This is a genomic window from Burkholderia ambifaria AMMD, from assembly GCF_000203915.1.
GTDB lineage: Bacteria > Pseudomonadota > Gammaproteobacteria > Burkholderiales > Burkholderiaceae > Burkholderia > Burkholderia ambifaria.
On record NC_008390.1, the window covers coordinates 850,034 to 864,158 of the forward strand.

The 14,125-nt window shown below is 65.8% G+C and carries 10 protein-coding genes; 5 read left to right on the forward strand and 5 right to left on the reverse strand.

Annotated features, from left to right (window positions below):
* The first annotated feature begins 8 nt into the window (after positions 1-8).
* A complete protein-coding gene (locus BAMB_RS03865; RefSeq protein ID WP_011656144.1) occupies positions 9-1,901 on the forward strand; it encodes a polysaccharide biosynthesis protein in 1,893 nt (630 codons plus the stop codon).
* A 607-nt stretch (positions 1,902-2,508) separates the two neighbouring features.
* Positions 2,509-4,833, forward strand: coding sequence for a protease pro-enzyme activation domain-containing protein (locus tag BAMB_RS03870; protein ID WP_041491327.1), 2,325 nt, complete (start codon positions 2,509-2,511; stop codon positions 4,831-4,833).
* 64 nt (positions 4,834-4,897) lie between these two features.
* Here the strand turns inward: BAMB_RS03870 and BAMB_RS03875 are convergent, their stop codons facing one another.
* The 5 genes from BAMB_RS03875 to BAMB_RS03895 all read right to left on the reverse strand — a co-directional run bounded on the left by BAMB_RS03875 (position 4,898) and on the right by BAMB_RS03895 (position 10,344).
* Positions 4,898-6,004 (reverse strand): MraY family glycosyltransferase, encoded by a 1,107-nt coding sequence (locus BAMB_RS03875; protein ID WP_011656146.1) that lies wholly within the window; start codon positions 6,002-6,004, stop codon positions 4,898-4,900.
* Positions 6,005-6,031: 27 nt separating this feature from the next.
* Complete coding sequence (galE, locus tag BAMB_RS03880; protein ID WP_011656147.1) at positions 6,032-7,054, reverse strand: UDP-glucose 4-epimerase GalE; 1,023 nt, start codon at positions 7,052-7,054, stop codon at positions 6,032-6,034.
* 14 nt (positions 7,055-7,068) lie between these two features.
* Positions 7,069-8,205 carry a glycosyltransferase family 4 protein gene (locus BAMB_RS03885; protein ID WP_011656148.1) on the reverse strand — a complete coding sequence of 379 codons (1,137 nt, stop codon included), beginning with the start codon at positions 8,203-8,205 and terminating at the stop codon, positions 7,069-7,071.
* Between the two features lie 61 nt (positions 8,206-8,266).
* Positions 8,267-9,091: a glycosyltransferase gene (locus BAMB_RS03890; protein ID WP_006751077.1), complete on the reverse strand. Its 825-nt coding sequence runs from the start codon at positions 9,089-9,091 to the stop codon at positions 8,267-8,269.
* A complete protein-coding gene (locus BAMB_RS03895) occupies positions 9,088-10,344 on the reverse strand; it encodes a lipopolysaccharide biosynthesis protein (RefSeq protein ID WP_011656149.1) in 1,257 nt (418 codons plus the stop codon). The genes BAMB_RS03890 and BAMB_RS03895 overlap by 4 nt, the downstream gene beginning before the upstream one ends.
* A 242-nt stretch (positions 10,345-10,586) precedes the next feature.
* On the opposite strand from BAMB_RS03895, the gene BAMB_RS03900 reads away from it, so the two are divergent.
* The 3 genes from BAMB_RS03900 (at position 10,587) to kdoO (ending at position 14,097) form a co-directional block, all read left to right on the forward strand.
* Complete coding sequence (locus BAMB_RS03900) at positions 10,587-11,981, forward strand: phosphomannomutase/phosphoglucomutase (protein ID WP_012363244.1); 1,395 nt, start codon at positions 10,587-10,589, stop codon at positions 11,979-11,981.
* Between the two features lie 174 nt (positions 11,982-12,155).
* On the forward strand, positions 12,156-13,151 hold the full coding sequence (gene waaC / locus BAMB_RS03905; protein ID WP_011656151.1) for a lipopolysaccharide heptosyltransferase I: 996 nt from the start codon (positions 12,156-12,158) through the stop codon (positions 13,149-13,151).
* Positions 13,152-13,212: 61 nt separating this feature from the next.
* Complete coding sequence (gene kdoO, locus BAMB_RS03910) at positions 13,213-14,097, forward strand: Kdo hydroxylase KdoO (RefSeq protein WP_011656152.1); 885 nt, start codon at positions 13,213-13,215, stop codon at positions 14,095-14,097.
* Positions 14,098-14,125 lie beyond the last annotated feature (28 nt).

Consider the following 14,125-nt stretch of genomic DNA (forward strand, 5'->3'; position numbering starts at 1 on the left):
TCCCGCCGATGTTCCGATCCAAAGCATCGTGGCTTTCACTGAGTGCTTTCCTGTTCGACCTGACAGCGGTTGTCGCGTCGTGGTTGTTTGCTTACCTCGTTCGTTTCAACGGCAGTATTCCGGCTGATTTTCTCGGCGGCGCACTGCAGGCACTCGTCTGGGCGTTGCCGGTCTACGCGCTGATGTTCCATCTGTTCGGCCTGTACCGCGGCCTGTGGGTGTTCGCGAGCCTGCCGGACCTGATGCGCATTTCGAAGGCGGTCGGAGGCGGCGGTGTGATCGTGATGATCGGTGCGGTGATGTTCCAGCCGTCCCCGATCATTCCGCGCTCGGTGCTGATCGTGTCGCCGCTGATGTTGTTCCTCGCGATGGGCGGCGCTCGCGCGCTTTACCGCGCGACAAAGGAGTTCTACCTGTATGGCGGGCTGGTCGGGCAGGGCAAGCCGGTGCTGGTGCTCGGGGCCGGCACGGCAGGCGCGAGCCTCGCGCGTGAGCTGTCGCGTTCGGGTGAGTGGCGTCTGGTTGGCCTGCTCGACGACGATGTCACAAAGCAAGGACGCGAGATCTATGGCTACAAGGTGCTCGGTTCGTTCAACGACCTGAAGCACTGGACCGACGCGATGAAGATCGAATACGCGATCATCGCGATTCCGTCGGCGTCGGTCGAAACGCAGCGGCGCGTCGCGACGCTGTGCGTGCGGGCGGGCGTGAAGGCGATGGTACTGCCGTCGCTGACCGCGTTGATGCCGGGGCAGGGGTTCCTGTCGCAAGTGCGCAATATCGACCTCGAGGATCTGCTTGGCCGCGACGCGGTGACGATCGACACGCCGCACGTCGAGGCGTTGCTGCGCGGTCGCGTCGTGATGGTGACGGGCGCTGGCGGTTCAATCGGTTCGGAGCTGTGCCGGCAGATCCTTCGTTTCGCGCCGGCGCAGCTCGTTGCGTTCGACCTGTCCGAATACGCGATGTACCGGCTTGCCGAAGAGTTGCGCGAACGCTTTCCGGATCAGCCGGTGGTGCCGATCATTGGCGATGCCAAGGATTCGCTGCTGCTCGATCAGGTGATGTCGCGTCATGCGCCGCACATCGTGTTCCATGCGGCCGCGTACAAACACGTGCCGCTGATGGAGGAACACAACGCGTGGCAGGCGCTACGCAACAATGTACTCGGCACGTACCGCGTTGCATGCGCCGCGATCCGCCACGACGTGCGCCATTTCGTGCTCATCTCTACCGACAAGGCCGTCAACCCGACCAACGTGATGGGCGCGAGCAAGCGTTTGGCTGAGATGGTCTGCCAGGCGCTGCAGCAGACGAGCGGCGGTACGCAGTTCGAGACCGTGCGCTTCGGCAACGTGCTCGGCAGCGCCGGTAGCGTGATTCCGAAGTTCCAGCAGCAGATCGCCAAGGGTGGCCCGGTGACGGTCACGCACCCGGAAATCACGCGGTTCTTCATGACGATTCCGGAAGCGTCGCAGCTCGTGCTGCAGGCGTCGAGCATGGGGCATGGGGGCGAAATCTTTATTCTCGAGATGGGGCAGCCGGTCAGGATCGTTGATCTCGCTCGCGATCTGATCCGCCTGTACGGCTTCTCGGAAGGGCAGATCCGGATCGACTTTACGGGGCTGAGGCCCGGCGAGAAGCTCTACGAGGAACTCCTCGCGGACGACGAGACGACCACGCGCACACCGCATCCGAAGCTGCGGATCGCACGCGCGCGCGAAGTGCCGGACCACCTCCTTGACGAACTGCTGCCGTGGCTGATGCAGCGTCGTGTATTGAGCGACGACGAAGTGCGTCGGGATCTGCGGCGCTGGGTGCCCGAATACCAGACGGCTGCGAGTCCCGCCCTTCAAACCGTACCCACGTTGTTCCCCTCGAAGTCGGCGGCGCGAGATTAGCGGCCGCCCCATGCCGGTGCGCGACCGTCAGTCATGGCAGGTCGCCACGGTCACCACGGCTTCGCATCGAATCTGCATTCCTCATCAAGCAATGACAGCGTCTCCTGATCGCTCTCGTTGTCGAGTCGGGTGTATCGCTTTTCCACGTGAGCAGTCGGATTTGTCGCTATTGGCCACTGAGTCGAATCGCCGCCGTGCGCCTCTGAGTAAGCAGGCGTCTTGGTCTGGAGCGATAAACGCATCATTGCCGATACGCTGGCCGGGCCACAACATGCGCGTGGCCGAGCGACCTTGCCAGTTTCCCCCGGACAGACCGGCCGAATCGAACTCGAATTCATGGGCATGCGCCCCCGTACTGTCTATGTTGCCGGACGTGCGTCCGGCACTCGGTATCGACTATCGACCGTAGCCTTTGCGCGGCGTTATCGTCCGTCGCGTCGGACCGGCCGTATTCATTTGACTAGCGGCCGATTCCTTCCTACCTTTCCCTCAAGGTAGCCGTGCGATTGCCGTAAAGAACAAAGGTGAAAAGCCAAATACGAGCTCTACGGTCCATACCAATCCGATGAAAATTGCATATCTTGCCAGGGGAATGAGCGCGGCACTCATGGTGCTCGCGCTGGCCGGCTGCGGCGGCGACGACGCCAGTCCGGCGGTGGCTACGGCGCAGTCCGGCAAACTGTCGGCGCTGCGCGCCGCGGGCAACGCGGTGAGCGCGGCCCCGATGAGCGCAACGGCGCCGGTGCATGTTGCGCTGGTACTCAAGCTGAACGACGAAGCTGGATTGAACCGCTTTATCGAGCACGCGCGAACACCTGGCAGCGCCGGCTTCGGGGCCGTGCTGACCTCCGCGCAGATTGCCGCGCAGTACGCACCCACCACCGCCCAGGTGGCCACCGTGAAGGCCTATTTGGCAAGTAAGGGCTTCACGAACATCAAGGTGGCCGACAACAACATGATCGTGGAAGCCGATGCGCCGGCCGGGGTGATATCCGGTGTGTTCCGGACGACGCTCGTTCCGGTCGCGATGGCGGACGGCACCGGCACGCATATCAATACCGCCCCGGAGACGGTGCCCGATGCGATCAGCGGGGTCGTTCGAGGGGTTCTCGGACTCGATACCGCGACTCGCCTGCGTCCGAATTTCGTACGCGCCTCCAACGCCGCTGCGGCTCCGACTGCAAATGCGTCGCCAACGATATCCGCGGTCACGGTCGGCCACAATCCGACGCAATTTCCCGGCATTTATTCCGTCGGTAGCACCCCGACCGCTGCCAACACCACGATCGGCATTATTGCCGAAGGGGACGTGACGCAATCCGTCATCGACCTGGCAACGTTCGAAAGCCACAACCAGTTGCCTGCCGTACCCGTTTCAGTGATCCATGCCGGGCTGGCAAGCGCGGACACAAGCGCGAACATCGAATGGTCGCTCGATAGCCAGACCATCGTGGGGATGTCCGGGGGCCTCAAGCAGCTCAATTTCTACGTTGCGCGGTCGTTTGCGTGGAGCGATATCGCGCTTGCAATCAATCGCGCCGTGAGCGACAACACCGCCCGTGTCATCAACATGTCGATCGGCGGTTGCGAGAACTGGGCGCCGACGGCGGCCATCGACACGCTGTTCCAGCTCGCCGTTGCGCAAGGACAAACTTTCTCGGTCAGTTCCGGCGATTCAGGCAGCGTGGCATATGGCTGCAATGGTACGTCGGTGCAATACCCGGCGACATCCCCGTATGTCGTGGCCGTTGGCGGCACGACGCTCTATACGAACGGGAATGGAAACTACGCGGGCGAGACGGCCTGGGAAGCCAGCGGTGGCGGCATTAGTGGGTTTGAGCCGATTCCTTCGTGGCAGTCGAACGTACCCGCACTCAAAGGCCGGGCGTCCCGAGGCATGCCGGACCTTGCATTCGATGCCGATCCCAACAGCGGCGCACAAATCATCGTCGGCGGACAACTCGAGACGGTGGGCGGCACGAGCCTTTCCGCGCCGCTCTTTAGCGCTACCTGGGCGCGCTTGCTATCCGGCAGTTGCACGACGAGCCTCGGATTCGCGGCGCCGAGAATCTACAGCGTGCAATCGACGACCGCTTCGATTTTTCACGATATCACCAACGGCAGCAATGGCGCATACAGTGCCGGTTCGGGATGGGACTTCGTGACCGGTTGGGGCACCCCGAACGTCAGTCTGCTCTATTCGTCGCTATGCGGTTCGACGTCTGTCTCCTACAGCGGCGGAATCAACGAAGGTACGACACTGAAGCCCGGGCAAGCCGTCTATTCCGCGTCCAGGAATCATCAACTTCTGATGCAGGGCGACGGTAATCTCGTCCTTTACAACACGACGAATGGCGCCGCGGTGTGGAATACCCGGACGTATGGAAATGCCGGAGCGTACGCCGTCTTTCAGAACGATGGCAACTTCGTGGTCTACAGTGCGAATGGCGCGGTGCTGTGGTACTCGGCGACCTACGGACAGTCAGGCAGTCAACATCTTTCCGTGCAGGACGACGGCAACATGGTGATCTATCAATCATTCGTGCCAGTATTCGCGACCGCGACCGGCACGTCGAGCTACGCGATCTCGGCGAGCGGTTCGGCTGTCTGGAACGGGGGCGTCGTCCTGAGTAGTGGCCAGAGTTTTACATCCGGCAATGGGGCGAACGTGCTCATCATGCAAGGCGACGGGAATTTGGTGCTGCTTCGCCAAGGTGTTCCGATTTGGAACTCGGGCACCTACGGTCATTCGGGCGCGTTTGGTGTAATGCAAGGGGATGGCAATCTGGTCGTCTACAGCCCGGCGGGTGCGCCGCTCTGGAACTCCGGTACCGGTGGCAATTCGGGCGCGACTGCTTACATTCAGGACGACGGCAACGTGGTGATCTATACGCAACGGCCGAGTTGGAGCTCGAATACAGCAGGGGTCTAGTATCCCGCTCGTCGAATCGCGGTTGCGTGGTCACGGCTCGTCGGCGACGGCGGGCCGTGCCCCCTCACTGCCCGCGCCTTTCCTTCCTCACGACCATCCACCTAGGCACCTTGAACCGCACGATGCTGAGATAAAGCCACACATAAGTGAGCGCGAACAGCACGACAAAAACGAACAGGTGCACGGTGTGCCGCCAGAACAGCGTCGCCGGAATCACCGCGACGAGGCACAGCAGCCAGAGATAGGGTGACGTCAGCGAATTCCGCCGCGTCAAATCATGCGCATGCTTGGTGCCGACGGCCCAGCGCATCAGCCGCTTGTACACCAGCATATGAAGGTGCACGCCATCCGGAATCCCCGGCGACATCCCGCGGATGAACTTCTTCCGATAGATCGAGAAGCAGGTCTCGAAGATCGGATACATGAACAGCAGCACCGGATACCACGCGGACACTTCGCGGTTGCGCATCACCAGCATGATCGCGAGTTCGGCGAGCATGAAGCCGATGAAATACGCGCCGCCGTCACCAAGGAAGATCAGGCCGGCGGGGAAATTCCACAGGAAGAAGCCGAGCACGGCGCCCATCATGATGATCGACGCGGACATCACGACCGGGTCGTTGACATGAAACGCGACGTACGCAAGCGACGCGAACATCATGAAGCTGACCATCGACGCGAGGCCGTTGAAGCCGTCGATGATGTTGATCGCGTTCGCCAGCGCCGCGACCGCGAGCACGGTGATGAACGCCGAAATGGCGACGTAGTGGAGCAGGAAGTCGAGCGGCGGCACGCTGATGCGCGTGACCGCGATGTTCAGCAGCCAGAACGCCAGCGCGGCGGCGCCCATCGTGCACAGCAGCCGCGCGCGCGGCGACACGCGCTTGGTCAGGTCCTCGACGAGGCCTGACAGGAACGCCGGCAGCCCGCACGCGACGATCCCGAGAATGCTGCCGGAGATCGTCGGGTAGCGCCGGGACAGCACCAGCGCGGCAACGACGACGCCGGCGAGGATCCCGATGCCCCCGACGCGCGGCACCGGCCGCACGTGGAATTTCTGCACGCCGGCCAGGTCGCTGTCGATCGAGAATTTCTCGTGCAGATGCGCATAACGCACGATGAACAACGTGACGAGCAGGGAGACGATGAAGCCGGACGCGAAGCTGAGCATGGGATCGCTCGAAAAATGGACAGCGGATTATACAAAACCGCGCGGGTTCGCCTCCTGCCATTTCCAGTGGTCGGCGCACATCTCGTCGATGCCGAGGGTCGCGCGCCAGCCGATGAGGTCGGCGGCGGCCTGCGGATTCGCGTAGCACTCGGCGATGTCGCCCGGGCGGCGCGCGACGAGTTCGTACGGCACCGGGCGGCCCGACGCCTTCTCGAACGCGCGCACGACTTCCAGCACGCTGTAGCCCTGGCCGGTCCCGAGGTTCACGACGAAGCTCGCGTCGCGCGTCGCGAGCGCGTCGAGCGCGGCGATGTGCCCCTTCGCGAGATCGACGACGTGGATGTAGTCGCGCACGCCGGTGCCGTCCGGCGTCGGGTAGTCGGAGCCGAACACGCGCAGCTTCTCGAGCTTGCCGACCGCGACCTGCGCGACGTACGGCATCAGGTTGTTCGGGATGCCGGCCGGATCCTCGCCGATCAGCCCGCTCGCATGCGCGCCGACGGGGTTGAAGTAGCGCAGCGTCGCAACGCGCCACGACGGGTCCGAGACCTCGAGATCGCGCAGGACCTGCTCGGCCATCAGCTTCGACTGGCCGTACGGGTTGGTCGCGGACAGCGGGAACGATTCGTCGATCGGCGAGCGCTCGGGCACGCCGTACACGGTCGCCGACGAGCTGAACACGAACTGCCTGACGTTGCGCTCGCGCATCACCTTGAGCACGGTCAGCAAGCCGCCGATGTTGTTCTGGTAGTACTCGAGCGGCTTCGCGACCGATTCGCCGACCGCCTTGAGCGCCGCGAAATGGATCGTGCCGGTGATCGGATGCGCGTCGAACACCTTCGCGAGCGCGGCTTCGTCGCACACGTCGACCTGGTGGAACGCGGGCGTCCTGCCCGTGATCTTCTCGATGCGCCGCACGGACTCGGCCTTGCTGTTGACGAGGTTGTCGACGATCACGACATCGTAGCCGTTGTCGAGCAGCTCGACGGCCGTGTGCGAGCCGATGTAGCCCGCACCGCCGGTAACGAGGATGGTGCCTTTAGCGGTCATGCTGATGCGCTCCTTCAGAGTGTGATGCCGGTCAATGTATGAATGGTCTGCCGGTAACGTTCGACGACCTGCTGCTCGTCGAATTCCTCGGCCACCTTGCGACGGCCACGCGCGCCCATCGCGTCGCGGCCGGCGCTCCCGAGTTCGATCATGCGGACCAACTGCTCCGCGAGGCTCGCGCTGTCGCGCACGCGGCACAGAAAGCCGGTTTCGCCGTCGGCGACGACGTCGCGGCAGCCCGGCACGTCGGTCGCGACGATCGGGCGGCCCATCGCGGACGCTTCCATCAGCGTGCGCGGCACGCCTTCGCGGTACGACGGCAGCACGACGCAGTCGGCCGCCGCGATGTGCGGGCGCACGTCGTGCGCCTCGCCGAGATACTCGACCACGCCTTCGCTAACCCACGCGTCGACGTCCGCGCGGCTGATCGCGCTGGGGTTGTCGACCCCGAGCGGACCGAGTAGCTGGAAGCGCGCGTCCGGGTAGCGGGCACGCACCGCGCGCGCGGCCTCGACGTACTCGCGCACGCCCTTGTCCCACAGCAGCCGGCCGATCAGGATGAACACCGGGCCGTGGCCGCCGGGCAGCGGCACCGGCGCGAACTGGTCGAGATCGACGCCTTCGCCGTGCAGCAGCCGCGCGCGATCCGGATGCGCGAGCAATTGCTCGTCGGTGAAGGTCGCGAGATCGTCGCGGTTCAGGAACCAGACTTCGCGCGGGAAGCGGAACGCGAACCGGTACAGGCGTTTCGCGACGCTCGCCGCGCGGCTTTTCTGGATGAACACGTAGCCGAGGCCCGTGGTGACCGCGATCGACGGCACGCGCGCGAGCCACGCGGCGACCGATCCGTAGATGTTCGGCTTGATCGTGTAATGAAACACGAGCGCGGGCCGCAGTGCGCGGTAATGGCGCACCAGCGCGGCGAGCGTGCCGAGATCCTCGCGTGGGCTCGTGCCTTTCGACGCGACGGCGAGCGCGACGTAGCGGCAGCCCATCTGCTCGAGCAGCGGCACCGTGCGGTCGTGCGGCGCGATCACGATGACCTCGGCGCCGCGCGCGACGAGCGCACGGATCAGCCCGTGGCGGTACGTATAGATCGCCCAGGCCGTGTTGCAGACGAGCGCGATGCGCAGCGAGGAGGTAGCGGACATGAAAATAAGAAAAAATAAAGCGTCGAAAATGCCGGGCGTGAACAGACCGCGTGAACAGACCCTAAGCGGACGGCCGCGCCGCGAACAGCGTCTGCTTGATTCGCTGCAGCGTACGGTACGGCGTCACGAAATGCAGCAGGTTCTTGGCGAGGCCGGCCCAGTCGTACGGGTTCAGCGCGTTGAAGTGACGCAGCAGCAGCGACAGCGTCGAAATCAGCTGGCGGCGGCGCCGGGTCGCGCTGATCCCGCCCTCGTTGAGCTCGTAGTAGAGGCCGAGCTCGGGCAGGTTCGCGCAATCGTAGCGTTGCATTAACCGTAAAAAAAGATCGAGATCCTCGGCCGCACGGTACTTCGCGCGGTAGTTGCCGACTTCGCGCACCGCGTCGATGCGCAGCATGACCGACGGATGCACGAGCGGCGAGCGCAGGAAACGCGTGCGGCGCAGCATGCGCGGATCGGCCGGCGGGGTCAGCATGAAGCGCGGCTCGCCGGCGCGCGACACGACCTGGGTCCACATGCCGACGCAGGCCACGCGCGGATGCGCGTCGAGATACGCGCGCTGCTTCGCGAGCCGCCGCGGGGCGGCGAGGTCGCCGGCGTCGATGCGGGCCGCATAGCGGAAGCCGCGTGCCGCGAGCGCGTCGATGCCGGCCTCGAGCGCGCGCTCGATGCCGCCGTTTTGCGGCATGCGCAGCACGTCGACCGCGAGGCCGGGCAGCTCGGGCGCGACGATCGGCGGCGTGCTGCCGTCGTCGACGATCAGCACGTGCACCGGCGCGTCCTCGCTGAACGACGCGAGGGTGCGGGCGACGTCGTCGTGTCCGTTGTAGGCCGGCATGAGCACGGCCACGTCGTCGAGCGGGAGCGGGCAATCGGGAGACGTCATGGGCGCAGCCTGAAACGAATGTAATAAAAATTAACGGCGATGGCGGCGACATAGCCGGCCGCGAGCCCGACGAGCGCCCCGTACAGGCCGAGCCGGGGGATGGCGAACACGTTGACGAGCGCGGCGATCGCGAGCGCGAGCACCCATTTCGCCAGCAACACGAATTTTGCTTGATATTTGAGAACGATAAGATTGCCTATCGCCTCGACGCCGGCCGGCACGGACAGCCAGACGGCCCAGCGGAAGATGTCGACCGACGCCTCGTAGCCGTGGCCGAACACCTTGCCGACGATGAGCGGTGCGGCCGCGTCCAGCACCAGCGCGCCGGCCGTCATCAGGCCGGCGGTCATCGCGGTCAGCCGGACGATGTTGCGGCGCAGCCGCGCGACGTCCTGCACGCGGTACACGAACGCGGGCGCGATGGTCTGCGCGAGCATCAGCGCGAGCGTGATCCAGTTCTCGTTGAGCTGCTGGGCCGCCGCGTAGCGGCCGAGGTCGGCGAACGACACGTGACGCTCGAGCATCAGGCGGTCGAGCTTCAGGAACAGGTACATGCAGATCAGGCCGAGCCAGAACACGGTGCCGGCGGTGGCGAAGTGCCTGAACAGCGGTTGGTCGAACGTCCAGCCGAGCGTGCCGCCGTTACGATGGCGGTAGTACAGCACGAGCGCGAAGCCGATCGCGGCGGCCTCCAGCGCCCACAGCCACGCGAAGCGGGCAGGGCCGGCGGCCGCGCGCACCAGCAGCCAGACGAGCAGCGCCTTCGCCAGCGCGGTGACCATGCTGGTCATGAGCTGCGGCTTGCTGTAGGTCATGCTCTGCAGCCATGCGTTGATCACGCCGACGAACGGCTCGCGGAACACCATCGTGACCGCGAGGCCCGCGAGCATCGCGCCGACGAGCGGGTCGAACGCGCCGGCGCCGATCGCGATCCAGGTCGCGACGAGCGCGACGGCCGACACGCCGATGCGCAGCGCGAACGCGCTGCCGAGCACCGCGCCGAGTTGCGCGGGCGGGCGCTGGACGATGGTCGGAACCAGGATTTCGGCGCCGCACACCCAGGTGAGCGGCGCCAGTACGAGGAGAAGCGTATTCGCATACTGCCATTTGCCGAACACGTCCGGCCCGAAATAACGGGCCAGAAGACCGCTGATCGCGATCGCGACGCCGATCTGCGTGAGCCGCTCGAGCCCGAGCCAGACGAGATTCGCGACGGCCTTCGCGACGTCCGGATTGCCGAATCGCTTCAGCATGCGGGGCGGCCCCACGCGCTTGGAGCGGCCGGCAGGACGCCGGGAGGCGGGAGGTTGGCGGCGGCGGAACGGCTAGGCATTAAAATGGGCAGAATGCGCGTCATCAAAACCCGCGATTATAAGTTGGATCGCGGCCGCACCAGCCGCCCGGTTCCTTGTCGCGCAAGGCCCGCATGTATGATGCCGGGCACGCGCGAAAGGCGGCCAGATTATTTTCCATGCACGCAACCGAGAGAGAATCGATGATCTCCCAATCCATCTTCAAGGCATATGACATTCGCGGTGTGGTCGGCAAGACGCTCGACGCCGACACGGCGCGCGGGATCGGCCGGGCATTCGGCAGCGAAGTGCGCGCCCAGGGCGGCGACGCGGTCGTCGTCGCGCGCGACGGCCGCCTATCGGGGCCCGAGCTCGTCGGCGCACTCGCCGATGGCCTGCGTGCGGCCGGTGTCGACGTCGTCGACGTCGGCATGGTGCCCACGCCGGTCGGCTATTTCGCGGCGAGCGTGCCGCTTGCACTGAAGGGCGGCGAACGCCGCGTCGATTCGTGCATCGTCGTCACGGGCAGCCACAATCCGCCCGACTACAACGGCTTCAAGATGGTGCTGCGCGGCGCCGCGATCTACGGCGAGCAGATCCAGGCGCTGTACCGCCGCATCGTCGACGAGCGTTTCGAAACGGGCAGCGGCACGTTCGAGGAGTTCGACGTCGCGGATCAGTACATCGCGCGCATCGTCGGCGACGTGAAGCTCGCGCGCCCGCTGAAGCTCGTCGTCGATGCCGGCAACGGCGTCGCGGGCCCGCTCGCGACGCGCCTGTTCAAGGCGCTCGGCTGCGAACTCGTCGAGCGCTTCACCGACATCGACGGCACGTTCCCGAACCACCACCCCGATCCCGCGCACCCGGAAAACCTGCAGGACGTGATCCAGGCGCTGAAGGACACCGACGCCGAACTCGGCTTCGCGTTCGACGGCGACGGCGACCGCCTGGGCGTCGTCACGAAGGACGGCCAGATCATCTACCCGGACCGCCAGCTGATGCTGTTCGCGGAGGAAGTGCTGTCGCGCAATCCGGGCGCGCAGATCATCTACGACGTGAAGTGCACGCGCCATCTCGCGCAGTGGGTGAAGGCGAAGGGCGGCGAGCCGCTGATGTGGAAGACGGGCCATTCGCTCGTGAAGGCGAAGCTGCGCGAGACGGGTGCGCCGCTCGCCGGCGAGATGAGCGGCCACGTGTTCTTCAAGGACCGCTGGTACGGCTTCGACGACGGCCTCTACACGGGCGCGCGCCTGCTGGAGATCCTCGCGAAGACGGCCGATCCGAGCGCGCTGCTGAACGGCTTGCCGGACGCGATGAGCACGCCCGAGCTGCAGCTCTGGCTCGACGAAGGCGAGAACTTCCGCCTGATCGACAAGCTGCAGAAAGAGGCGAAGTTCGACGGTGCCGAGGAAGTCGTGACGATCGACGGCCTGCGCGTCGAGTACCCGGACGGTTTCGGCCTCGCGCGTTCGTCGAACACGACGCCGGTCGTCGTGATGCGGTTCGAATCGGAGACCAAGGAAGGGCTCAAGCGCATTCAGGAGGACTTCCGCCGCGTGCTGACGGCCGCGAAGCCGGACGTCAAGCTGCCGTTCTGAACTCCGGCGGCCTGCGGGCCGCCGCCGGCGCGACGCTCGCACGAGCCGTCGCGCCATCCCCGAAAAGCGGCGCACGCTCACGCGTGCGGCCGCTTTTTGTCTGTCTGACGTCCCGGGCGCGATAAAATCGCGTCTTTATGCCTGTCGCCGGCTATCCGCCGGCGTTTTTTCAGCGTGCAAAAGATCCTGATCGTGCGCGTGTCGTCGCTGGGCGACGTCGTGCACAACATGCCGGTGATCGCCGATATCCGGCGCCGCCACCCCGATGCGCAGATCGACTGGCTCGTCGAGGAGAGCTTCGTCGACCTCGTGCGGCTCGTCGACGGCGTGCGCAACGTGCTGCCGTTCTCGCTGCGCCGCTGGCGCAAGAAGCCGCTCTCGGGCGCGACGTGGCGCGAGATCCGCGCGTTCCGCAAGCGGCTCGTGGCCGAACAGTACGACCTCGTGATCGACTGCCAGGGTCTGATCAAGACGGCCTGGGTCGCGAGCTGGGCGCGCGGCCCGCTCGCCGGTCTCGGCAACCGCACGGACGGCGCCGGCTACGAATGGCCGGTGCGCTTCTTCTATCGCCAGCGCGTGCCGATCGCGCCGCGCACGCACGTGGTCGAGCGCTCGCGCCAGCTGGTCGCGGCCGCGCTGGGCGACCCGGCGCCGACGCCGGCCGATCCGGTCGATTTCGGTCTCGATACGCGCGCAGCGGCGCTCGCGGTCGCGGCGCTGGGCCTGAACCTGCCGGTGCCGTACGTGGTGTTCGTGCACGCGACCTCGCGTGCCGACAAGCAGTGGCCGGACGCCGCATGGATCGAGCTCGGCCAGGCGCTCGTGCGGCGCGGCGCGTCGCTCGTGCTGCCGTGGGGCAACGACGCGGAGCGCGCGACCAGCGAGCGGCTCGCGAAGGAGTTCGGCGCGGCGGCGATCGTGCCGCCGAAGCTGTCGCTGCCGGCCGTCGTCGGCCTGATCGACGGCGCGGCCGCGACCGTCGGGGTTGATACAGGTCTGGTTCACATCGCGGCCGCGCTCAAGCGTCCGACGGTCGAACTGTACAATTTCGCTACGGCCTGGCGCACCGGCGGCTACTGGTCGCCGAACGTCGTCAATCTCGGCACGGCGGGGCAGCCGCCGTCGATCGCGCAGGTGAAGGCGGCGCTCGCGGGCTTCGGTCTGCTGTGATGCACGTCACGCCTGTCCTGTCTCTCCTGCCCCTCCTGCACGTCACGCACGCGAACCGATCATGAGCGAATCCCAGATCATCGAAGTCCCGTCCGCCGACTGGAGCGGACACAACCTGTCGGCGCCGCGCGAGCAGCTGCTGGCCGCGGTCGAGGAAGGCAAGGTGCTGTATTTCCCGCACCTGCGCTTCGCGATCGAAGGCGGCGAGGAAGCGCTGCTCGATCCGTCGCTCGCCGATCCGAAACGCAAGAACATCAGCCTCGCGCCGAACGGCGGCGTGCTCGCCGGCGTGCTCGGCGACAGCGTCACGCAGTCGGCCGTGCGCGCGCTCGTCGCGCGCTTCCAGCAGCAGGCCGGCACGCTCGTCGACGGTCTCTTTCCCGAATACCGCGGCAAGCTGCGCGTCGCGCCGACGAGCCTGCGGCTGATGCAGGTCGAGACGCGCCAGACGTCCTGGCGCAAGGACGACAGCCGGCTGCACGTCGACGCGTTCCCGTCGCGGCCGAACTACGGCGAGCGGATCCTGCGTGTGTTCACGAACGTGAACCCGGCCGGCCAGCCGCGCGTGTGGCGCGTCGGCGAGCCGTTCGAGGACGTCGCGAAGCGCTTCCTGCCGAAGATCCGGCCGCAGTTGCCGGGCTCGGCGTGGCTGCTGAACCTGCTGCACGTGACGAAGTCGCCGCGCAGCGCGTACGACCACCTGATGCTGAACCTGCACGACGGGATGAAGGCTGATCTCGACTACCAGAAGACCTGTCCGCAGCAGACGATGCCGTTTCCGCCCGGCAGCGTGTGGATATGTTTCTCGGATCAGACTTCGCACGCTGTGATGTCCGGCCAGTTCATGCTCGAGCAGACCTTCTTCCTGCCGGTCGACGCGATGGTGCGGCGCGAATGCGCGCCGCTGGGAATTCTCGAGCGCCTGACCGGCCGGGCGCTGGTTTGACCGCGCCCCGCATCCTTCGCGGTGACGG

Bases quoted from the DNA above. Each gene is read 5' to 3' on its own strand.
- galE (WP_011656147.1), bottom strand. From the start codon at position 7,054: ATGACCGCTAAAGGCACCATCCTCGTTACCGGCGGTGCGGGCTACATC.
- BAMB_RS03890 (WP_006751077.1), bottom strand. From the start codon at position 9,091: ATGACGTCTCCCGATTGCCCGCTCCCGCTCGACGACGTGGCCGTGCTC.
- BAMB_RS03900 (WP_012363244.1), top strand. From the start codon at position 10,587: ATGATCTCCCAATCCATCTTCAAGGCATATGACATTCGCGGTGTGGTC.
- BAMB_RS03885 (WP_011656148.1), bottom strand. From the start codon at position 8,205: ATGTCCGCTACCTCCTCGCTGCGCATCGCGCTCGTCTGCAACACGGCC.
- BAMB_RS03895 (WP_011656149.1), bottom strand. From the start codon at position 10,344: ATGCTGAAGCGATTCGGCAATCCGGACGTCGCGAAGGCCGTCGCGAAT.
- BAMB_RS03865 (WP_011656144.1), top strand. From the start codon at position 9: ATGTTCCGATCCAAAGCATCGTGGCTTTCACTGAGTGCTTTCCTGTTC.
- BAMB_RS03870 (WP_041491327.1), top strand. From the start codon at position 2,509: ATGGTGCTCGCGCTGGCCGGCTGCGGCGGCGACGACGCCAGTCCGGCG.
- kdoO (WP_011656152.1), top strand. From the start codon at position 13,213: ATGAGCGAATCCCAGATCATCGAAGTCCCGTCCGCCGACTGGAGCGGA.
- BAMB_RS03875 (WP_011656146.1), bottom strand. From the start codon at position 6,004: ATGCTCAGCTTCGCGTCCGGCTTCATCGTCTCCCTGCTCGTCACGTTG.